A 20,655-nucleotide genomic window follows, 5' to 3' on the forward strand; every position below is an offset into this window, starting at 1 on the left:
AATGAACTCTGACCTCTCCCTGACCCTGATCTGGATCGCGGTCCTGCTCTTCGCGGCCACCTCGATCTACGGGCTCTGGTGGTCGATCTACTGGGACCGGCCGCAGGGACGGCGCCGCTGCCCGAAGTGCTGGCACACGCTCGAGGACCGCTTCCCTTTCCGCTGCTGCGAGTGCGGCTACGTGACAATCTTCGAGAAAAACATTTTTCGCACGCGCCGCCGCTGGGGCTGGGCCGTGGCCGCGATCGTCACCATGCTCCTGGGCACGGTCTGGCTGCGCGATCAGGTTTCGATGCGCAGCTGGTGGACGCTTTTTCCCGACCGGGTGGTCATTCTGCTTCTGCCCTGGGCCGACAGCGCCGACGCTTTGCAGGACATCCCGCAGCATCTGGCGGTGCGCCTGGAGCGCGGCGACATGTCCGAGGAAAACGCGCTGCGGCTGCTGGCCCAGTGCGCCGGCGGCGATGCCTCGGCCCCGCCCGGCAGCGACAAATGGCGCATCAAGTACGAGGCGATCGCCGCCACGCTGAAGAATTCGCTTCCCCATGCGGAAGCCTCGGCGAAGTTCGTCCGGGACCTCGAGCTGGGCCTCAACACGATGCCTCCCTACATCCGCCTGGACACGCCGGAGATGTGGAACGCGGTGGAGCCGGTGGTGGTTTCGGCGCGGGTCCGCAACTGGTGGCCCGAGGATTCAAAGATCGAGCTGCGCTTCGAATCCGCCAGCGGCATTCCGCTGAGCGAGGAAGCGCTGCGACGCCTGCGCCAGGAAGAGTGGGAGCGGGTCACGCCGACACTCTCTTCCTCGACGATGTTTGCCTTTGACCTGGGCACGCTGCCGGTGGGCAAGCACGCCGGGGAGATCATGCTGCGATGGGAGGCCACGCTGCCGGCCCCTACGCCGACCGCCGAAGCGCGGCGCGACGAGGGTGTGGTCGGTATTCCGGTCGAGATCGAGGTGCAGGCCGCGCCGCAGCCGCTCACGCCGATCTCCTCGCCGGAGATCGACGCGCTGGTGCGCGAAGCCTTCGAGCCGGGCCTGCTGCGCTGGCCCAGCGGCCGCGTGCGCCATGCCTTCCAATACAAGGCGTACAACACCTCCTCAAGCGACCTCGAGGAAGTCGCCTTCGGCCTCGTCGTCGAGGCGCTCGAGGACGGTGTGCCGCGGCGCGAATTGCATGTGTGGTGGCGCGGCGGGCGCGGCGGCTCGCGCTCCGGCTGGAAGGTGACGCTTGAGGACCAGGAGGCGCTGGATCGAGCCAGCGCCAACAGCCACTGGACCCTGCGGATCCGCGGTGATGAAAAGCTGGCGCGACGGGCGGCCGGGCTCTACGCCGGGCCGCCGGTCACCAAGTGGTGGTCGGGAACCATCGAGATGCCGATGGCGGTCAATGACCAATCCGGCGAGCGCAGCGGTCGGGTGTGGATGTTGCAGCGCTACGTGAGCAAGCCGATCGGCGCGACCCGCTGAGCCGCGGCTCCGCGCCACGAACGATCCGTGGGATGCGCGGCGTGTAGCATTTGCGCATGCAGCGCAACCTCTGGGCACCCTGGCGCATGGCCTACATCCGCGACATCGAGTCGCAGGCGGCCCAGGCGAAGATCAATCCTCCGCCGGACTCCGACGGCGACTTTCTTCTGGCCACATGGCGCAATCCTTCCATGGACGCCACGCAGCATGTCGTGCACCGAAACGAACATGGACTGATCCTGCTCAACCGCTATCCCTATGCCAACGGCCACCTGCTGGCGGCGCTGGGCGACGCCCGGCCGCGCCTGGCGGATTATCCCGCGGAGGCCCGCGCAGACTTCTGGCGGCTGGTCGATCTCGCAGCGGCGCTCATCGAGGTCGCGCTGCGCCCGCAGGGACTCAACATCGGCGTCAACGAGGGGCGCGCCGGCGGCGCCGGGCTTCCCCAGCACGTGCATGCCCATGTCCTGCCGCGCTGGAATGGCGACACCAACTTCATGTCCGCGGTCGCAGGCGTCCGGGTGATTCCCGAATCGCTCGACCGCGTCGCCCAGCTCTACCGCGAGGCCCTTCCCGAGGCGAGAAAGCGGGTGGGCCCATAGCCGCCTCCGTTTAGACTCGAACTTTCGACTCTTCGCCCCGTCGGGCGACCTCTGACCACGCGTCCGGACCGATGCGAACCCGCAGGGATCCCTTCTTAATGGCTGCGTCGATGAACATGCCTCCCGCACTTGTGCGGCGTGGAAGTTCGGGAACGACGGCCGGGGAGCCCACTTGATTGCTGGGTTCGGACAACATCGTCGGAGAGCGCTTCCCATCGAAGCGACAGAACGCAATTTCTGTTCCTCCGACGGGGCAAAGAGCCGAAGACATGGGATGCGTTTGTCTCCGCCGCCCAACGCCTATGCTGCCCGATCCGGATGAGCGCGACCAACGACACGAAGCGTGACCCAAATGAGTCTGAGGGGCTCCTGGCGCGGTTCCATCCGCGCCATCTGCCCTTCATGTCGCGCACGGCCTACGTCAACGAGATCCTGAGCTGGGCCTTCCTGCCCTTCTTCCTCGGCGCCATCGAGGGCGGCACGCTGGGCGTGGTGGTGAAGAAGACCTTCACCGGCGTCGCGGACATCAGCCCCATCGAGCTCAATCTCGCGGTGGCCTTGGTCACCGCCGCACCCAATGTGGCCAACCTGTCCAGCTTCATGTGGGCGGCGCACTCGCAGGGCAAGCCCAAGGTCGCCTACATCGCAACGCTGCAGACCATGACCGCGGTGTGCGTCGCCGCCATCGCCGCCATGCCCGAGCAGCGCTGGGGACTGTGGACGCTCTGCCTGCTGGCCACGCTGGCCCGCATCACCTGGACCGGCGTGATCACCCTGCGCTCGGCGGTGTGGAGGGCCAACTATCCGCGGGAAATCCGGGCGAAAATCGCGGGAAACATGGCGACGGTGCAGAGCCTGGTGCTGGCCCTTTGCGGCTGGGCGATCGGCGCCGCCATGGACTTCAGCCCGATGAGTTTCCACTTCCTCTTTCCGGCCCTGGCCCTGCTGGGCATCGCCGGCAATGTGCTCTGGCGCCGCGTGCCGATGCGCGGCGAGCGGCGCCTGCTCCGCGCCGAGCTCGCGGCGCCGCGGCGCGACGGGCCGCAGATCAACCCCGTCTCGGTGTTGCGCGTGCTCAAGCAGGACCGCGCCTACGCCAAGTTCATGCTGTGGATGTCGGTCTTCGGCCTGGGCAACCTGATGGTCTCGGCGCCGCTGGCGATCGTGCTGGAGGAGGAGCTCAACGCCACCTACGCGCAGGGCATCCTGGTCACGACGGTCATTCCGCTGCTGGTGATGCCGCTGGCGATTCCCTTCTGGGCGCGGATGCTGGACCGCTCGCACGTGGTGGATTTCCGCGCCATCCATGCGTGGAGCTTCGTGACCGCGGCGGGGCTGGTCTTCGTCGCGGCGATCGCCAAATCCATGACGATCTTCTACGTCTCAGGATTGTTCCTGGGCATCGGCTTCGCCGGCGGCAGTCTGGCGTGGAACATCGGCCACCAGGATTTCGCGCCGCCCGAGCGCGACGCCGAATACATGGGCGTGCATGTCACGCTCAATGGCATTCGCGGCTTGATCGCGCCGTTTTTGGCGGTCGGCCTCTACGAATGGCTCAAGGGGATGCACGCGGGCTCCTGGGCCTTCTTCGTCTGCTTTGTGGTCAACGCGATCGGGGCGTGGGGCTTCGTGGCCATGCGACGGGACCGGAAACGGCACCGCAAGGCCACTTTGGTCAGCGACTCCCAGCCGCGCCCCCTGCCGCAGGCCTAGCCCCTTCAATCGCAGCGGGTTTTCCGCTACCATCTTCGACCCGGTCGATTTTTGCCGGTGCCTTTCACGGACGCGCGTCCGGGGCATTTCTTTCCAGCCGAGTTTGCGGCGCGGTCCGCAACGGCGCAACACGCACCCTTTCAAAAGACAACATGGTCAACCACAATCTCATTGAAGCCCTCGCTCTCGAAGCAGGCGTCGCGGACAAAATGCTCCGCGAAGCGTACGGACAAACCGAACTCAATCTCGAGGAGATCCTCGGCGCCGAAGTGGCGTCGCTGGGCACCGGGAACATCGTCAAGGGACGCGTCGTCTCCATCAGCGGCGACTTCGTCATCATCGACATTCGCGGCAAGAGCGAAGGTCAGGTTCAGAAGGAAGAATTCGAGGAATCCGGCGGCGTCACCATCGGCGACGAAGTCGAGGTTCTGGTTGAAGAAACAGAAACTCCGGACGGCAGCATCCTGCTTTCCAAGCGCAAGGCCGACCGCATCCGCGGCTGGGAGCAGGTGCTCGTCAGCCGCAAGGAAGGCGACGTCGTCGAGGGCAAGGTCCTTCGCAAGATCAAGGGCGGACTGCTGGTGGACATCGGCGTCCCCGTGTTCCTGCCCGCCAGCCAGGTGGATGTGCGCCGTCCCGGCGACATCGGCGAATTCATCGGCAAGACCGTGCGCTCCATGATCCTCAAGATCGATCTCGAGCGCCGCAACATCGTCATCAGCCGTCGCAAGCTGATCGAGGATGAGCGCGAGGATTCCAAGCGCAAGCTGATGGACAAGGTGCACGAGGGCGACATCGTCCGCGGCACCGTGACCAACATCGCCGACTTCGGCGCCTTCGTCGACCTGGGCGGCCTGGACGGCCTGCTCCACATCACCGACATGAGCTGGGGCCGCGTGAACCACCCGACCGAGATCGTCAAGATCGGCGACGAGATCGAGGTCAAGATCCTCAACATCGACCGCGAGCGCGAGAAGATCGCCCTGGGCCTCAAGCAGAAGGAAGCCAGCCCGTGGGAGGAGATCGAGAAGAAGTACCCGGTCAATTCCCGCCTCAAGGGCACCGTGGTCAGCCTGATGAGCTACGGCGCCTTCGTCCGCCTCGAGGAAGGCATCGAGGGCCTTGTGCACGTCAGCGAGATGAGCTGGACGCGACGCGTCAACCACCCGAGCGAGGTCGTGAACGTGAACGACGAGATCGATGTGGTCATCCTCGACATCGACAAGCAGAAGCTGGAGATCAGCCTCGGCATGAAGCAGACCGAGGTGAATCCCTGGGAGCTCGTCGCCGAGAAGTACCCCAACGGCACGATCATCGAAGGCAAGATCCGCAACCTCGCCAACTACGGCGCGTTCGTGGAGATCGAGCCGGGCATCGACGGCCTGCTGCACGTCAGCGACATCAGCTGGACCAAGAAGGTGGCCCATCCCAACGAGATCTACAAGAAGGGCGACAGCGTCCGCTGCGTCGTGCTCGATGTGGACCGCGACAAGCAGCGCGTCGGCCTGGGCACCAAGCAGCTCACCGAGGATCCGTGGGTCGAGGCGATCCCCGGCGCCTACCGCCCCGGCATGATCGTCAAGGGCACCATCACCAAGATCACCAACTTCGGCGTCTTTGTGGAGCTCGAGGAAGGACTGGAAGGCCTGCTGCACATCAGCGAGCTCTCCGATCAGAAGGTGGAGAATCCGCTGGACGTCGTCAAGCCCGGCCAGGAGGTCGATGTCAAGATTCTTCGCGTCGACACTGCCGACCGCAAGATCGGCCTCAGCCTGAAGCGCGCCCAGTGGGGCGCGGGCATCGATCCCGACATGCGCGCCGAGATGGCCGAGGATGCCAATCGCGAGCGTCCGACCCGCGGCGGCATGGACGATCACGGTGCCCTGGGCACGGACAAGATCCGCTTCTGAGTTCTTTGAAGTCCTGAAAACATGACGACCGCGGCCTCATCAGCCGCGGTCGTTTTCTTTTCCGGGGCCGCTCATGCGCGAAGCGGCCGCGGAAGAACGTTCAGGGCAGGCCCGTGGGTCAGCACAGGGCGATGAAGCCCATGAACGCGAGCATCAGGATTCGCTTCAGGCCGGCGCGATCATCATCGTTGAGTCGAAGGAACTTCAAGGGAAAAGCTCTCTCTGCGGAGGAAGGGAAGACCGGGTCGAAACGCTGACTCGGGCGCCTCCGTTACAGTGCCACCATGTCGCGACTTCGCCGCGTGTCCAGAAGTTTCCCGCATCCACTGGCGATTTTGCTGGTTGCGATTCTGGTTATCACGCCCGCCCTGGCTCAGGTCTGCCCGGCCGCGGATGCCCGAGCCCTCTTTCAGGCTTCGCGCGAATGGCTCGACCGGCAATCGCTGCGCGAGCCTCTCGACGCGCGCGCGCCGGATTTCTCGGGCAACCCGAAGCTCGCGCCGGAATTTTCCGCGACCGCGGCGGGCGTGGTGCTGCGCCTGAACGGGCGCCCGGTGGGACAGGCCTGGGCAAGTTCAAATTCGGATGGAGCCGCCTGCCTGGGCAGGGCGCTGCTCAAGGCGCTGCAGCAGGCGAACGCGGACCGGATCCTTGCCGCGCTGCCCGAGGCGGAGCGCGCCGAGGCTCCGCAAAAAATCTCCCTTGAGATCGAGTTGGTCGGCGAGGCGCGCCCCCTCATCGGCGACCGCGTCGACGCGCTGGCGGCGCGGATCGACAATGGGCGCCAGGCGATGGCCATCCGCGCCGGCGACCGCTGGGCCTTCTCCCTTCCTTCGATGCAGCAGTCGCTCAATCAGACGCAGCTGCCCTGGTACACGATGGTCGCCATGGCCCGCGAGGTCGGCGTGGAGGCGGGCGCCGACAAGAAGTTCCAGCTGCCCGAGGGAGTGGTCGTCTACCGCGCCGACACGCGCCGGCTGGCCCAGATCGCCGCCAAGGCCCCGCCGTTCGAGGTGACCCGCGGCATGCTGACTGTGCCCCTCTCCGACATCAATGCCGCGTCGCTCGACCGCATGGCCATCGCCATCGCGGCGCATCTGGGGGGTCGAATCCGCCCCTCCGATGGACTCACGCCCGAGACCATCGACATGCTGCAGGCCCTCGGTCCGGCGGGCGAGTACCAGCCGGCGCTTGGCTGCGCCACGCAGCAGGTCTGCTCGCCGCTTGAGCAGGCGATGGCCGCGTACGCCATGGCACGATTCGCGGAGCTTCCCTTTTCCGAAAGCGATCGAATTGCCGCGCGGGCCTTCGCGATCTCCACGCTGCATGCGCTGCAGCGCGTCGTCGGCGAGGAGCGAAATCCGCTGGATCACCCCGCCGCTGCGGCGGCCTGTGCTTTGACCATCCAGTCCCTGAACCGGACCGGCGCCGCATGGCAGGATCCACCGACGCAGGAGTGGTCGAAATTGTTCAAGACCAAGGTCGCGGAGCACTTTCGCAAGAGTGAGCGCGCCGATCTGCAGACCTGGGCTCTCTGCGCGGCGGCCTTCGCGGAGGAGGCGCCGGACGAGGTCGCCGCTGAACTCGACAAAGCGTGGCAGGTCCGGCCCGTCGAGCAACTGCTCGCTGCAAGTCCATGGTTGTTGCTTGCAGAGCAGCGCGTCGGCAAGGCCTCCGACCACGTGAAGGCAAAGGAGGCTTGGGAATTGCTGCAGCCCCTGCTCGTGAGGAATCAGCTCTCGCGGAAGCTGGATCCCGACCTTGCCGCCGATCTCGATGGAGGTTGGGCCACCACCGCCACCGGCGCTGCGGTGGCGACGGCCCAGTCATCGCGACCGGCGCTCACGCTCGCGCTGGCGATGAATCCTTCCTTGTTCGGAAGTTCCGCGGCGGCGAACGATTCAAGCCTGGATTCCCTCAGGCGTGCACTTCGCTTTCTCAAGCAACTGCAGGTGGATCAGGCTTCCTGTTACGCCTTCCGCGATCCGGAAAAGTCGATCGGCGGCATTCGCGCAGCTCCCTGGGACAGCAACCAGCCGCTGGGCGCCAATGCGACAACCTTGCTGACCCTGCTCGAAGCCCGCGGGCTTCTGGCGGAGGATTCAGCGGCCAAAAACAATTGATTCTTCCGTCGACGGTTTGCCGTAAAATCAGCCCAATGCGAATCCATCGCCCTGGCTTGTTTGTTCGACTGGCGTTCCCTGTGATCGCGGCGATCCTCCTCACGGGCGCTCCGCTCGAGATGGTTGCCCTCGCGATGCCGCTGCAATCCTCCGCGAAGAATGACGCCGCCCGGAGTCGCTGGGTCTCCACGCTTCGCACTCGCCCCATCACGGTCTCCTTCAATCATCTCCCCTTCGCCGAGGCGATCCAGGCGATCTCCAAGAAATCGGGTGTGCCGATCCAGGCCCTGATGCAGGACCAGCCCGCGGGCACGGCAGGGATTGATCCCGCCATCACGGTCGATCTCGAGGCGAAGAATCAGCCGGCCATTCGGGTTCTGGAAAATATCCTGCAGCAGGTCAGCGATGCCACGCACACAGAATGCCGCTGGCAAGCGACTCCGGGCGGCATCGAGGCGGGGCCGAAGTCCCGGCTGATGCGCAGTAGCGCCATGGAGCGGCGCGCCTATTCTGTGATTGATCTTGGTTTCAGGCCGGCGGACTTCCAAGTGCCGCAACTTCCAAGCGGCGGAAATGGCGGAGGCTCAGGAGGCGGTTCGGGCGGCGGATCGGGTGGTGGATCGGGCGGCGGCTCCGGCGGCTCACCTCCACCATTCACTCCTTCGCAGAACGAAGCTCGCTACCAGAAGATCAAGGGCCTGATTCAATCCACCGTGGAGACGGATGTCTGGTCCGAGACCGCGGGCGGCCCCTGCACCATTGCCGTCTTCAACGACAAGCTGATCGTGGTCGCCCCCGATTTTGTCCACCGGGAAATTTCCGACACTCGCCCCACGCTCCGATCATCCCGCTAAATGGATGAAGCCAGCCAGCCGGATTCGACCGCCACCCGCCGTGACTTCACGGCGTGCACGGGCGATGGCGCCACCTATTGCCTGATGGTCGGCTCGGGCGAGACCTATTTCGCGGCGCTGGTGCTGGCCCTGGGAAAAAGTCCGCTCGTCGGCGGGCTCATTGCCACCATTCCCATGCTCGTCGGCGCCGCAGTCCAGCTCGCCTCGCCCGCGGGACTGCGCCATGTCGGCTCGCCGCGCAAGTGGATCCAGGGCTGCTCCATCGTGCAGGCGCTCTCGTTTGTGCCGCTCATTATCGCCGCGGGCATGGGTGAAATTCCCAGCTGGCTGGCTTTCCTCACCATCTCCATCTACTGGAGCGCCGCCCTCGGCGCCAGCCCGGCCTGGACCACCTGGGTGGCGCGGCTCTTTCCGGAATCGCTGCGGGCCAAGTATTTCAGCGGGCGCAACCGCTTCTGCCAGATCGCCCAGCTCTCGGCGATGCTCGGCGCGGGTGCCCTGCTCTCCTTCGGCGAGCGCGGCGGCTGGCAGCTCAACGCCTTCATGCTGATCATGATCTTCGCGGCGCTGTCGCGCCTCTCCAGCGTCTGGTTTCTCCACCATCAGGGCGATGTGAAACTGCGACCCGCCGACATCGCCCCCGTGGAATTTCACGCACTGCCCGCGCGATTCGCGCGGCACGGCGACCTGCGCATCCTGCTCTGCCTGATCGCGCTGCAGTTCGCCGCCAACGTCAGCGGGCCCTTCGTGAATCCCTGGCTCCTGAACTACCTGAAGTTCGACAAGGCTTCCTATCTGCTGATCATCTGCACGCTCTTCGCCTCCAAGTGCGTGGCGCTCACGTTGCTGGGCGGCGTGATCCGCAAGATTGGCGCCCGCCGCGTGCTGCTGCTGGGCACAGCGGGCACCTCGGTCGGCGTGCTGCTGCTTTCGCTTTCCTCCAATCTCGCCTGGCTCACCTTCGTCCAGGTCTTCAGCGGCTTCATGTGGGCGGCGTGGGAATTGTCGGCCTTCCTGGTCCTGCTCGAGAGCATCCGCCACAGCGAGCGCACTTCCATGATGGCGCTTTACAACTTCACCACCTACCTGGCGATCGCCGCCGGTTCCTTCGTCGGCGCGTCCGTCCTTGAGGCAATGGGCACTTCGGGCAGCGCGTACATCTCCATCTTCGTCCTCTCCGGCGTGCTGAGACTTGCGGTGCTCTGGCTGCGGCCGTCGCGCGTTCGTCCGGCCACGGTCGAAGTGATTGAGCCGGCGCTCGCGAGCGAGGTGGCGGCATGAGGGACAATGCGGCCATCGTCAACCTTCGTAAACCGGATTTTTTCCTCTGGCTCGCCGGCATCGCCATCGTCGCCGCCAGCTGGATTCTTTCGCAGGACGCGCTCGCGCAATTCTTCCTGCATCCGGTGCGGCTGAACGCTCAGGCACATGCGATGGATTCCGCCGCGGCGGCCCGGGTGGGATGGACCGTCGTTGGCCTCTCGCTCTGCCTCTTCCCCTGGCTGCTTCGGCGCGCCGGACGTGCCGCGCCGAATCCATCCTCAACGAATACACCCCCGATTTTTTCCAAGCCACTCTTCGTACTTCTGATCGTGTCGCTCATCGTCCGGCTGATCCGGGTCAACGAAAGCCTCTGGTACGACGAGATCGCATCGCTGGCCACTTATGTCGTGCATGGTCCCGGCGTCATCATGGGCAACGCCTTCACCACCGCGAATCATCCGCTGCAATCGCTGCTCTCATGGATGTCGATGCCGCTGAGCATCGATCCGGGCATACGACTTCCTTCCATTCTTGCAGGACCGGTCGCGGTGTTTGGAGTCTGGCAATTCACGCGGCAAGTGACCAGCGAGCGCGTCGCCCTGGTCGCGGCGGCCGCGATGGCATTTGCGCCGGCCGCGGTGTTCGCCTCCGACGAGGCCCGCGGCTACGCGCTCTCCTTCGCGTTTTGCTCACTGGCGAATTCCATGATGCTTTCCATGCTGCAGGGAACCAGCCGCCGCAGAACCGCCTGGTGGTATGCCCTGTTCATGGCGCTGGCGACGTGGGCGCATTTTGTGGCCGCGTGTCTGGCGGTCGGGCATTTCCTTGTCCTGCTGTGGATGCTCCGGTTGCGCGAGCAGCGCGCGGCGGCGGTGAGCGCGATCATCGCCGTGTTCTGGGCTGGGTGCCTGTCGCTGGGTCTCTGGTCCCCGGCGCTTCCGGACTTGTTCCACACTCGCGAGCAGTTCTTCGCCGTCACTGGAAATGAGCCGCGATTCTTCAAGAACGGGCACATGAGCGACGAAGCCGTCATGCTGATCCTTCAATTCGGCGGCTCCTATTTTAGCGCGGCGCTGATTGGGTTGCCGCTGGCAATTTGGGGCCTGGTGGCTGCTTTACGGCTGCGCAACCTGCGGCTGGCATTTGCCGTCGCGGGCTTGGGGGTGCCGGTGGCGCTGCTGGCGGCGTGGCTGGGCAACAGTTGGCTCTACGCCCGATTCCTGCTTTTCGCCATGCCCGCCACCGCGTTCCTGCTCGCGGTCGGGCTGTCATCGATATGGAACTTCCGCCGCTGGATCGCCGTCACCTGGATGGCATTCGTCGGCGTGCTGTGGATCGGGCAGATCATCATGTTTGAGCCCAAGCAGCCTTTGCGCGAAGCGGTCGAATTTGTGGCGGAGCGCAAGGCGCCGCAGGACACTGTGGCCATCATCACGCCGGCGGACAATGTCGGGCAGTGGTATGCACTCGCCCACAACTTCGAGCTGCTGCCCACTGGGCAATACGGATCGGAACTCGAGGCATGCCTGCGTTCGACCCAGCCGCCGCCGTGCTGGATCGTGGTGCTGTATCCGCACTCCGTTCCAGATTCGGTCAATGCCCTGCTGCGGCACGAGAACTATAAAGCGGTCTCACGGCGGTATTGGAAGAGCGATCAATACCACGGATTCCACGGCTGGGTGGACTGGGGCCGTGGCGTAATCGACGTCTGGCAGCGCGATCCACCAGCTACCGATCGCTAACCTTCGTGCATGTTCCACGGCCCGCTCGAACTCCTGAATGAAACCGAGGCCGACCACGGCTGGCGGTTCGATGCGCAGTTCATCGAGCCCGGCGGAACGCTTCGCAAGATTACGTTCACCCTCAGTTGGGCGGACTACGACCTGTTCTGCCCCGATGGCGGAACCGAGCCTTCGCTGGTCGCGGAGACCGTGCTGCGCTGGATGATCGGTCGCGGCGATTCCGATCAACTCTCCAACCGCCTCGACGCCAGTCTGGCTCGTCGGCTCGACCCCGACGCGGACGCTCAGATTCGAAGCTTGTTCATCCCGCGCGATCCGCCATGAGCGGCGGCAATTTCTTGGCGCGAAACTCCAGCGGCATCTCCACCCAGAAGCTCGATCCCTGGTTCAATTTGGAATCGACCCCGAGCTTTGCCCCCAGCATCGTGGCCAGCTCGCGGCAGATCGCCAGGCCAAGGCCGGTGCCCGCGTGGCGCTTGGTGTGACTCGCGTCGACCTGACGGAATTTCTCGAAGATCGTCTGCTGCATGTCCAGCGGGATGCCCGGCCCATGGTCGACAACGGTGATGCGCAGCCCCGGCGCGCCGTCCACCGCCCAAAGGTCGGCGTGCACGACAACGCGCGACCCCTCGGGTGAAAACTTGATCGCGTTGCTGACGAAGTTGTAGAGAATCTGCTGCAGCTTGCCGGGGTCGGTCTCCACCGTGGGCAGATTCTCCGGCCGCTGGATCTCGATCGCGATCTTTTTCAGGTCCGCCTGCGGCCGCATGATCGCGGAGATGCCTTCGAGCATGTCCAGGATGCTGGCATTGGAGACGCTCAGCTCCATGCGGCCGGCCTCGATCTTGGCCATGTCCAGCAGCTCGTTGATCATCTCCAGCAGGCCGCGCCCGCTCTTGAGAATGTGCTCGATGTAGCGGATCCGCTTGGGATCGGCGTCGGGATCGGCGCGGGCCAGCTCCGCCAGCAGTTCGGCAAACCCGATCACGCTGTTGAGCGGCGTGCGCAGCTCATGCGAGACATTCGCCAGAAATTCGCTCTTGAGCCGGTTGCTTTCGAAGAGCCCGACATTGGCCTCGCTCAGCTCGAGCAGCTTGAAGTCCAGGCTCTCGTTCATGCTCTGCAGCTGCTTCTGGCTCGCGTCGAGCGTGGCCACCATGGAGTTGAAGGAAGTCCCCAGCTCTTCCAGTTCGTCGCCGGTGCGCAACTGGCTGCGGCTGGAGAGGTCGCCGCCGCGCACGCGGTTGGCCACGTCGCGCAGCCGCCGCACCGCGCGCAGATAGCCGCGCACCACCAGCAGGCGCACTGCGAAGAGGATGCCGATCCACGCCAGCCCGCCGCCGATCAGCAGATAAATGCGGTCCTCCAGTATCCGCCGGGCGGGAGCGCCGCCGGAGCGCTCGATGGAGAAGACGCCGGTCAACGGCAGCTTCTGCCACGCGGCGTCCACAACGTCCAGTGCGACGGGCTCCCCGGACGCGACGCGATCGGCCTGGTCGCCGCGCAGCGCTCGGACGTAGCGCGACAGCGGCGGGGCCACCTCCTGCTGCAGCTCGAAATGGTCGAATTTTGCGGGCTCCCGGGCGAATTCCTCAAAGGCCTGCGCCAGGAAGGGATCCCCCGCGGCGGCCTGGGCGTCCGAGCCCTTCACGAAGCGGAATCCGGTCGACGAGAGGTCCGGTGCGTGCGCCCAGACCTGCGCGACGTCTCGCATCGATTGCAGCAGCTCCGCCTCCGCCGACACGCGGGTCTGGATCCACGGCGTCACCATCGCCGCAGAGATGGCCAGCGCAGCCGTGGCACCCATGACGAATTGGCTGCGTTGTGTGAGACTGAGTCTCGCCATGCTGTGCGGAGCATAGCGGGCGTGCGTACCCTGTCGACATGCACCGACCCGGATCGAACTCCGATCGCATGGAGCCCGATGATTTTCTCTGCGACTTCTGCGGCCGCCCGTGGACGCTCGCCCAGCCCTTCGTCGAGGGACACCAGGGAGGCTGCATCTGCGGGCGCTGCCTGACCGCGGCGATGAGCGCGTTCGCGTCCGTGCCCACGGAAACGGCTTGCGCCGACCTTTGCACCATGTGCCTGGAGGCCCGGAAGGAGCCCGCCTGGAGCGTTCCCGCCCCGCCGCTTTCGCCCGCCGATCGCTCCGCCGCCCGCATCTGCAGACGCTGCGCCGTTCAGGCGGCGCGCACGCTGGAGCGGGACGCCGAATCCGGATGGAAGCGCCCGCTCACGAGCGCTTGACCAGGGTCGTGGCGTGGAAGGGCCGACCCTCGCGCCGGTATTTCCGCTCGAAATTTGTGCCGACCACCTCGCCCGCCTCGGCGCTGGCCGGCGGGGCGAAAGCCTTGCGCGTGAACAGATCCTGCGCCGCCAGCAGCTCCTCGTACCACTTCCACAGCTCGTCGTGATCGGTGACCAGTCGCACCTCGCCGCCCGGGCGCAGCACGCGATGGAACTGCGCCAGCGCCGCATGCTGCAGCACGCGGCGCTTGTGGTGGCGCGCCTTGGGCCAGGGGTCGCTGAAATACAAGTGGATGATCGCCACGCAACCGTCGGGCAGCCAGTGCGCGATGAACTCGACTGCGTCCGCATAGAGCATGCGCACATTGGGCAAGGCATGCCTCCGCACCCGGTCGGTGGCGTGGCGGAAGAATTCGCCCGCGTTCTCCACGCCCAGGAAGTCGCGCTCGGGGCAGCGCGTCGCCTCCTGCACGAGGAAAGTCCCCTTGCCCGACCCGATTTCGATCTCGAAGGGGCGAGACTCGTCGCGCCCCGGGAAAAAGAAATCCGCGGCGATCCGGCCTTGCTCCGGCGCCGTCAGATCCCGCTGATTCCAGCCCCACGGCCTCAGATCTGGGTGCGCTCGCTCGCTCAATCGAATTATTTGCTCGAAGTCTTATTCTTCGACTTCTTGGCGCTCTTGGCCGTGGCGCGGGCCTTCGCCTTGGTGGCCTTCGCCTTCACGACTTTGGCGGCCTTGGATTTCGCAGCCGCCTTCTTGACCGCCGGCGCCTTGGCGACCGGTGCTGCTTGTGCAGGCTCCGACTTCTCGATGGTCTTCTTGCGCCACTCCACGCGCGGCGCATCCACCCACATCCCCTCGAGGTCATACCACGCACGCTGCCCGGGCTCAAAGAGATGCACGACGACATCGACGAAATCGGCGGCGATCCAGGTGCCGTTGGTGTCGCGGTCGCGCTTCCAGCGGGGCATGCCATGCTCGGCGCCATAGGCTTTCAACTGGTCGGCGACGGCCTTCATCTGCCGGTCGCTGGTTCCGCTGGCAATGACCAGATATTCGCAGAGCTGGCTGCGGCCGCGCACATCGATCAGGGTGACCTGCTCGCACTTCAGCTCCGAGGCCATGCGCGCCAGCTCGATCGCGAACTGGCGAATGTCCTTGGCGTCGCCCTGGCTCTGCGAGCGCGACACGTTCAGTGGTGCTTCGGCTTTCTTCGCGACCGGGGCCTGGCTCTTCGAAGACACTCGCACGGTCACTCGCTGCGGCCCCGCGACATGCCGCGTCCGCCCGACTTGGACTTGCTCTTGGCGCCGGCGCGTCCGCCCGCTCCGCCGCTGCGTCCGCCGTCGCGCGATCCCGCGCCGACCGCGGTCGATCCGGGGCGTCCGAGTTCGCGTGGCGGGCCGCGCCGCACTTCGCGGCGCTTGCGCTCCGACGGCTTCTCGTAGTACTGGCGCTTCTTGACCTCCTTGGTCAGGCCTTCCTTCTCGCAGATTTTCTTGAAGCGCCGCAGAAGTTGTTCCGCGGATTCACCGGCACGAGCCTTGATACGAATCGCCATAGTTGCAGTTGTCCTTCGGGTTTGAGGTAAAGAGCCTCGTATCATGACCGTTTTCCCCCCTCCCCGCAAGCGGTTCGATCCTTGATTTTTCAGCCATAATGGCCCGATGCCCGTCCTGGTCGACGCCCTGAATGTGCTGCACGTGACGGGCGTCCTGCCGCCGGAGATGGCCGGGCCCGAGCCGGCGGATCTGGCGGGATGGATCGAGCGAAGCCGCTACCGCGGCGAGAAGGTCTCCCTGGTGTGCGACGGACAGAAGCCCTCTTCGTCGAGTTTCCTGCGCGGCAGTTTCGTCACCTTGGTCTGGACGGGCGCCCAGAAAGCCGACGACCGGATCGCCGCCACCCTGCAGGAGTCCAGTCATCCGCGCCGCCATCTGGTGGTTTCCTCCGATCGACAGGTGCAGAAGACCGCGACGCGACTCGGCGCCCGGACCCTGTCCAGCGCGACATTTCTTCAGCATCTGGCCAGTGATCTGCGCCGCACTCCGCGCCCTCAGTCGCCCGATCGCAATGTTACGCTGGACCCGCGGAGCGTCCAGAACTGGTTGGAAACCTTCGGGCTCTCCGGTGATTCCAAGAGCAAGGACCGACCATGACCGCGCCCACATCCGCACCGATTGACTTCGACCATCCGCCCGCCGATCCCGTCGCGGCGTGCCGCCAATGGTTTGCAGAGGCGGAGCAACTGCCGCTGCCCTTTCCCAACGCGATGACGCTGGCCACGATCGATCCCGACGGGCGGCCCTCGGCGCGCATCGTGTTGCTGCGCGGTTTCGACGAGCGCGGTGCCGTCTTCTTCACCAACCGTCAGAGCCGCAAGGGCATCGCGATCGCGGCCAACGCCGCCGCGGCGCTGCTCTTTCACTGGGACCAGGCGCCGATCGGCCGGCAGATCCGGATCGAGGGCGCCGCGACCCATGTCAGCGATGCTGAGAGCGACGACTATTGGAAGACCCGGCCGCGCGAGAGCCAGATCAACGCCTGGGCAAGCCATCAAAGCCATCCCGTGGCGAACCTCGCGGCGCTGAAGCAGGCGCAGCAGGAGCAGGAGTCCCGGTTCAAGGGCCGCGATGTCCCGCGCCCGCCGCATTGGGGCGGCTACCGGGTCTCCCTGGAGCGCATCGAATTGTGGCAGGGCGATCCGCAGCGACTGCACGATCGCGTGCTCTACTCCCGCGCCGGCTCCGGTTGGACGGTGCAGCGCCTCTGCCCCTGACGGTACGGGCGCAGCGCCATCAAGCCATCACTTCGGCGCCGCGCCGTGAAGACCCCTGCCATCCGCGCGGCTTCTTCGCCGGCGGCGTCCAGCCCCCATGCACGGTGACTTCGCCCAGATCCGCGAGCACCGCGCGGACGCGAGAAAGCAGCTGCTGGTCGGGCACCACGCGAAGGCCGCGCGCCATCATCACCACCTCTCGCCCATCCTCCAGTTGCAGGCGCAACCAGGTGTCCACGGGGCGCCCGTCGAGCGATTGCATGCCGCCGGCGGATTGGCGCAGCACGCCGGCCACCATGTTCCAGGCGCCGCGCAGTTGCGAATCCGTCTGCCCGTTGCCGCCCCGGAGCCGGATCTCCAGCTTCATGGCGAGGCACTCCTGGGCGCGCTGAATCGGGATCACGCGGTCCACGATGATGCTCGGCTCCGCCCGCGAGCGGTCCAGGTGACCGATCGCGATCACCACGCGGTCGACCTGCAGATGCTCGCCATGCTTGGCGAAGGACTCGGGAAAGATCACGCCGTCGACCTGTCCGACGCGGTCGGAGAAGGTCAGCATCGCCATGCGGCGGCCCGGCTCGCGCCCTTTCTGACTCACCGTAGCGCGGACCCGGCTCACGACCCCGGCGAGCACCAGCGGCGCGTCGGCAGGCATCTCCGCGATGGCGCGACTGTCCGCAGTGCAGAAGCTGCGGATCTCCATTGCAAAATCATCCAGCGGATGGCCGCTCACATGGAACCCGAGCGCCTCCTTTTCCATCGACAGCATCGTGGCGCGGTCCCACGGCGGAACATTCGGGAGTGGCGTTGCGGCGCCTTCCTTCTTCCCCGCGGTCGCAGACTCGTCGAAGGAACCGAACATGCTCAGCTGGCCGCTGAGCTTGTCCTTGGCCTTTTGCTGCGCAGCGCGCACGGCCTCCGGAATGGCCGCCAGCAGCGCGGCCCGCGAGGCCACGCCGTGCAGCGCATCGAAGACTCCGCCCTTGACCAGCGACTCGAGCGTCGCCTTGGTGACGGCCTTGGCGTCGGCCCGTTCGCAGAACTCGAAGAAGTCACGGTAGGCGCCGCCCTTCTTGCGCTCGGCCACCGCGGCGCGGACCGCGTTGTCGCCGACTCCATTGATCGCCCGCAAGCCGAAACGCACATGCCCGTGACAGGCGTCGGCAGTCTCGCCCTCCTCGAACACCACGGCGAAGTCATTCTCGCTGCGGTTGATGTCGGGCGGCTTCACCTCGACGCCGACGTGGGGCTTGGCCTTGGTCGAATCGGGCCAGAGGCAGCGATTGCAATCATCGAGATAGACCGCCCACTCCTCGATCTTGCGCGCCTGACTTTCCAGGCTCAGCACGGAGGCCATGTAGAAGGCGGGGAAAAAGGTTTTCAAGTAAGCCGTCTGGTAGGCGACGATGGCGTACCCCGTGGAGTGACTCTTGTTGAAGCCATACCCGGCGAATCGAAGAATCAGTTCGAAAAGGTTGGCGGCGTCCTGCGGATCCACGCCGCGAGTCACCGAGCCCGCGACGAAATCCGCACGCGCCGACTCGATCACGTCGGTCTTCTTCTTGCTGATCGCCTTGATGACGGTGTAGGCCGCCCGCAGCGGAATGCCGCCGAGCTGGTGGAGCACCTGCATGACCTGCTCCTGATAGACCATGATGCCGTAGGTCTCCGCGGTCAGCTTGTCCACCAGATCGTGCAGCTTGGGCACCGCCTGCCGCTTGTGCTTGCGCGCGTTGAAATCCGGAATCAGGTCCATCGGCCCGGGCCGGAAGAGGGCGTTGGCCGCGATCAAGTCCTCCAGTCGGTCGGGCTGCATGTCCACCAGCAACTTGCGCATGCCGCCGGATTCAAACTGGAAGATGCCCATCGTGTCGCCGCGACGGAAAAGCGAAAGCACGCGCTGGTCGTCGGTCGGGATCCGGTCCAGGTCCAGCGGATGGGGCCCGCCGTCGCCCTCGCTGCGTCCCACCGCGGCCCAGATCGCGCCCTCGGAGAGTCCGCTTCGAATCATCTGCCGGCAGCGCTCGATCGTGGTCAGCGTCCGCAGCCCGAGAAAATCCATCTTCAAAAGTCCCGCCTGTTCGCAGGTGGGTCCATCCCACTGCGTGACCGTCACCACTTCGTCGCCGCCACCGGTGGCCCGGCAGAGCGGAACGATCTCGTCGAGCGGCCGCGTGGCGATCACGACGCCGGCCGCGTGAATGCCCGCGTGCCGCGCGTGGTCCTCCAGCGCCTGAGCGTGCTCGAGGACCTTCGCGATCAGCGGATCGGCCTTCATCGCCTTCTGCAATTCCTCCTCGCGCTCGATCGCCTCGGCAAGCGTGATGTGCAGTTCCGCCGGCACCATGTTGGCGAGGCGCTGTCCCTCCGAGGGGGACAAACCCATCACGCGGGCCACGTCCTTCACCGCCGCCTTGGCCTTGAGCCTTCCGAAGGTGATGATCTGCGCCACATGGCCGTACTTGTTGCGCACGTATTCCAGGACCCGGGCGCGTCCGTCCTGGCAGATGTCCACGTCGATGTCGGGATACTCGCTGCGATCGGGATCGGTGAAGCGCTCAAAGAGCAGGCCGAAGCGCTCGGGGCAGGCGTTGGAGAGCCCCAGCACATAGCCCACCATGGTGCCCACGCCGCTGCCGCGGGCGATCGCGGGAATGCCCTGCTGCCGCGCCCAGTTCACGAAGTCCCACACGATCAGGAAGTAGGCCGAGATGCTTTTGTCCGCCAGGATCTTCAGTTCCCGCTCCAGCCGCGTGCGGATGGCTTCGGTGATCCCGGCCTTTCCGTAGCGCCACATCAGGCCCGCCTCGGAGAGCTCGCGCAGCGCCTCGTCGCACTCCGACTTGGCCGCCGTCCGGTCCTTCGCGGAGGCTTGCGTGGCGTCAAAGGGGCGCAGCTCGTAGGCACGGCAGAACTCGGTGAACGCCTCGGTGGCGTCCATCGCCTCCGGGCCCTTGTCCCGCTTGACTTTCTTCACCCGCACCAGCGGCGCATGGCTCTCGTCCTGCGGCAGCTCCACGTTGCAGCGGGCCGCGATGGCGCAGGCATTGCGGAGCGAATCCGGAACATCCGCGAACAACTCGGACATCTCCTCGGGGCTCTTCACATAGAGCTGCTCCGGATAGCGCAGGCGATCCGTCGAGTCCTTGGTCCTCGCCATGCTGATGCAGCAGAGCGTGTCGTGCGTGTCGTGGTCCTCTGCTCGCAAAAAATGCGCGTCGTTGTCGCACACCAGCGGCAGGCCCAGTTCCTGCGCCAGCTTCTGAAGCAGCGGATCGATCCGCCACTGCTCCTCGATGTGACGCTGCAGCTCGACGTAGAAGCGAGGCTCGCCGCGTTCGTTGGCCCCGAAGGTCTTCGCGTGCCATAGGGCCTCGTTTCGCGCGTCCTCCCAGTGCCTGGGGTCCTGCGTCTGCGCAAAAAGAGTCAGGTGATGAGCCAGGCTCGAGCCCAGGTGGCCGTTGATGGCGATGAGGCCCGCACCCCACTGCTCAAGCGTGCTCTTGTCCATGCGCGGCTTGTAGTAGAACCCGTTGAGATAGGCATCCGAGCTCAGCTTCATCAGGTTCCGCCACCCGGCGAGGTTTTCCGCCAGCAGCACCAGATGGAAACCGCCGTCGGCGATCCCGGTCTGCACGCGCTCGCGCCGATCCCCGATCGCGACGTACGCCTCGATGCCCAGGATGGGCTTCACACCCGCGCTCCGCGCCGCGTTGTAGAACTCGACCGCGCCGTGCAGATTGCCGTGATCGGTCACGGCCACCGAGTCCATGCCCAGCTCCTTCACGCGCTCGACGAGCCGCTCCAGCTTGTTGGCTCCGTCCAGCAGGCTGTACTCGCTGTGCAGGTGAAGATGCGCGAACTGTGGCCTCTCCTTGGCGTGAACGTCGTCGGGCACTGAAGCTCCTTCTTCGAGTATTGGTCAGCGGACGAAGCCATGGTAATCG

General features: G+C 65.7%; 17 protein-coding genes. 12 read left to right on the forward strand and 5 right to left on the reverse strand.

Going from position 1 to position 20,655, the window contains the following annotated elements:
- The first annotated feature begins 1 nt into the window (after position 1).
- The 9 genes from K8R92_11535 to K8R92_11575 all read left to right on the forward strand — a co-directional run bounded on the left by K8R92_11535 (position 2) and on the right by K8R92_11575 (position 12,002).
- Positions 2-1,471, forward strand: a complete 1,470-nt coding sequence (locus K8R92_11535; protein ID MCE9620521.1) for a hypothetical protein — start codon at positions 2-4, stop codon at positions 1,469-1,471.
- A 56-nt stretch (positions 1,472-1,527) separates the two neighbouring features.
- Complete coding sequence (locus K8R92_11540; protein MCE9620522.1) at positions 1,528-2,073, forward strand: HIT domain-containing protein; 546 nt, start codon at positions 1,528-1,530, stop codon at positions 2,071-2,073.
- Positions 2,074-2,391: 318 nt separating this feature from the next.
- Positions 2,392-3,786: an MFS transporter gene (locus tag K8R92_11545; GenBank protein MCE9620523.1), complete on the forward strand. Its 1,395-nt coding sequence runs from the start codon at positions 2,392-2,394 to the stop codon at positions 3,784-3,786.
- 152 nt (positions 3,787-3,938) lie between these two features.
- The gene (locus K8R92_11550) at positions 3,939-5,696 is read left to right on the forward strand and encodes a 30S ribosomal protein S1 (GenBank protein ID MCE9620524.1); all 1,758 of its coding nucleotides are present in this window, start codon (positions 3,939-3,941) and stop codon (positions 5,694-5,696) included.
- Between the two features lie 284 nt (positions 5,697-5,980).
- Positions 5,981-7,819: a hypothetical protein gene (locus K8R92_11555; protein MCE9620525.1), complete on the forward strand. Its 1,839-nt coding sequence runs from the start codon at positions 5,981-5,983 to the stop codon at positions 7,817-7,819.
- A gap of 35 nt (positions 7,820-7,854) precedes the next feature.
- Entirely contained in the window at positions 7,855-8,673 is an 819-nt protein-coding gene (locus K8R92_11560) for a hypothetical protein (GenBank protein MCE9620526.1), read from the forward strand.
- The gene (locus K8R92_11565) at positions 8,674-9,954 is read left to right on the forward strand and encodes an MFS transporter (protein MCE9620527.1); all 1,281 of its coding nucleotides are present in this window, start codon (positions 8,674-8,676) and stop codon (positions 9,952-9,954) included. It begins immediately after the preceding gene.
- Positions 9,951-11,678, forward strand: a complete 1,728-nt coding sequence (locus K8R92_11570) for a glycosyltransferase family 39 protein (GenBank protein MCE9620528.1) — start codon at positions 9,951-9,953, stop codon at positions 11,676-11,678. The genes K8R92_11565 and K8R92_11570 overlap by 4 nt, the downstream gene beginning before the upstream one ends.
- Before the next feature lie 9 nt (positions 11,679-11,687).
- Complete coding sequence (locus K8R92_11575) at positions 11,688-12,002, forward strand: hypothetical protein (protein MCE9620529.1); 315 nt, start codon at positions 11,688-11,690, stop codon at positions 12,000-12,002.
- Here K8R92_11575 and K8R92_11580 read toward each other — a convergent pair.
- Positions 11,980-13,524 (reverse strand): HAMP domain-containing protein, encoded by a 1,545-nt coding sequence (locus K8R92_11580; GenBank protein MCE9620530.1) that lies wholly within the window; start codon positions 13,522-13,524, stop codon positions 11,980-11,982. The genes K8R92_11575 and K8R92_11580 overlap by 23 nt on opposite strands.
- A gap of 38 nt (positions 13,525-13,562) precedes the next feature.
- Between K8R92_11580 and K8R92_11585 the strand changes: the two genes are divergently transcribed.
- Positions 13,563-13,928: a ClpX C4-type zinc finger protein gene (locus K8R92_11585; protein MCE9620531.1), complete on the forward strand. Its 366-nt coding sequence runs from the start codon at positions 13,563-13,565 to the stop codon at positions 13,926-13,928.
- Here K8R92_11585 and trmB read toward each other — a convergent pair.
- Genes trmB through rpsU form a run of 3 tightly spaced genes read right to left on the reverse strand, consistent with a single transcriptional unit; the run spans position 13,915 to position 15,490 of the window.
- Positions 13,915-14,562, reverse strand: coding sequence for a tRNA (guanosine(46)-N7)-methyltransferase TrmB (gene trmB / locus K8R92_11590; GenBank protein MCE9620532.1), 648 nt, complete (start codon positions 14,560-14,562; stop codon positions 13,915-13,917). The two genes, K8R92_11585 and trmB, sit on opposite strands and share 14 nt — an antisense overlap.
- Before the next feature lie 5 nt (positions 14,563-14,567).
- Positions 14,568-15,173, reverse strand: a complete 606-nt coding sequence (rsfS, locus tag K8R92_11595; protein ID MCE9620533.1) for a ribosome silencing factor — start codon at positions 15,171-15,173, stop codon at positions 14,568-14,570.
- Between the two features lie 8 nt (positions 15,174-15,181).
- Positions 15,182-15,490: a 30S ribosomal protein S21 gene (gene rpsU / locus K8R92_11600; GenBank protein ID MCE9620534.1), complete on the reverse strand. Its 309-nt coding sequence runs from the start codon at positions 15,488-15,490 to the stop codon at positions 15,182-15,184.
- 106 nt (positions 15,491-15,596) lie between these two features.
- Here rpsU and K8R92_11605 point away from each other — a divergent pair, with 106 nt between their 5' ends.
- Both K8R92_11605 and pdxH read left to right on the forward strand, forming a co-directional pair.
- Positions 15,597-16,088 carry an NYN domain-containing protein gene (locus tag K8R92_11605; GenBank protein MCE9620535.1) on the forward strand — a complete coding sequence of 164 codons (492 nt, stop codon included), beginning with the start codon at positions 15,597-15,599 and terminating at the stop codon, positions 16,086-16,088.
- Positions 16,085-16,708, forward strand: coding sequence for a pyridoxamine 5'-phosphate oxidase (pdxH, locus tag K8R92_11610; protein ID MCE9620536.1), 624 nt, complete (start codon positions 16,085-16,087; stop codon positions 16,706-16,708). Before K8R92_11605 ends, pdxH begins: the two co-directional genes overlap by 4 nt.
- Positions 16,709-16,727: 19 nt before the next feature.
- On the opposite strand, the gene dnaE is transcribed toward pdxH, so the two are convergent.
- The gene (gene dnaE / locus K8R92_11615; GenBank protein ID MCE9620537.1) at positions 16,728-20,606 is read right to left on the reverse strand and encodes a DNA polymerase III subunit alpha; all 3,879 of its coding nucleotides are present in this window, start codon (positions 20,604-20,606) and stop codon (positions 16,728-16,730) included.
- Between the last annotated feature and the right edge of the window lie 49 nt (positions 20,607-20,655).

It is taken from the genome of Planctomycetota bacterium (genome assembly GCA_021414025.1).
Classification (GTDB): domain Bacteria; phylum Planctomycetota; class Phycisphaerae; order Phycisphaerales; family SM1A02; genus SYAC01.

What these genes read in the sequence shown, in the direction of transcription:
- K8R92_11535 (MCE9620521.1), top strand. Translation starts at nt 2, where the DNA reads ATGAACTCTGACCTCTCCCTGACCCTGATCTGGATCGCGGTCCTGCTC.
- K8R92_11540 (MCE9620522.1), top strand. Translation starts at nt 1,528, where the DNA reads ATGCAGCGCAACCTCTGGGCACCCTGGCGCATGGCCTACATCCGCGAC.
- K8R92_11545 (MCE9620523.1), top strand. Translation starts at nt 2,392, where the DNA reads ATGAGCGCGACCAACGACACGAAGCGTGACCCAAATGAGTCTGAGGGG.
- K8R92_11550 (MCE9620524.1), top strand. Translation starts at nt 3,939, where the DNA reads ATGGTCAACCACAATCTCATTGAAGCCCTCGCTCTCGAAGCAGGCGTC.
- K8R92_11555 (MCE9620525.1), top strand. Translation starts at nt 5,981, where the DNA reads ATGTCGCGACTTCGCCGCGTGTCCAGAAGTTTCCCGCATCCACTGGCG.
- K8R92_11560 (MCE9620526.1), top strand. Translation starts at nt 7,855, where the DNA reads ATGCGAATCCATCGCCCTGGCTTGTTTGTTCGACTGGCGTTCCCTGTG.
- K8R92_11565 (MCE9620527.1), top strand. Translation starts at nt 8,674, where the DNA reads ATGGATGAAGCCAGCCAGCCGGATTCGACCGCCACCCGCCGTGACTTC.
- K8R92_11570 (MCE9620528.1), top strand. Translation starts at nt 9,951, where the DNA reads ATGAGGGACAATGCGGCCATCGTCAACCTTCGTAAACCGGATTTTTTC.
- K8R92_11575 (MCE9620529.1), top strand. Translation starts at nt 11,688, where the DNA reads ATGTTCCACGGCCCGCTCGAACTCCTGAATGAAACCGAGGCCGACCAC.
- K8R92_11580 (MCE9620530.1), bottom strand. Translation starts at nt 13,524, where the DNA reads ATGGCGAGACTCAGTCTCACACAACGCAGCCAATTCGTCATGGGTGCC.
- K8R92_11585 (MCE9620531.1), top strand. Translation starts at nt 13,563, where the DNA reads ATGCACCGACCCGGATCGAACTCCGATCGCATGGAGCCCGATGATTTT.
- rpsU (MCE9620534.1), bottom strand. Translation starts at nt 15,490, where the DNA reads ATGGCGATTCGTATCAAGGCTCGTGCCGGTGAATCCGCGGAACAACTT.
- K8R92_11605 (MCE9620535.1), top strand. Translation starts at nt 15,597, where the DNA reads ATGCCCGTCCTGGTCGACGCCCTGAATGTGCTGCACGTGACGGGCGTC.
- pdxH (MCE9620536.1), top strand. Translation starts at nt 16,085, where the DNA reads ATGACCGCGCCCACATCCGCACCGATTGACTTCGACCATCCGCCCGCC.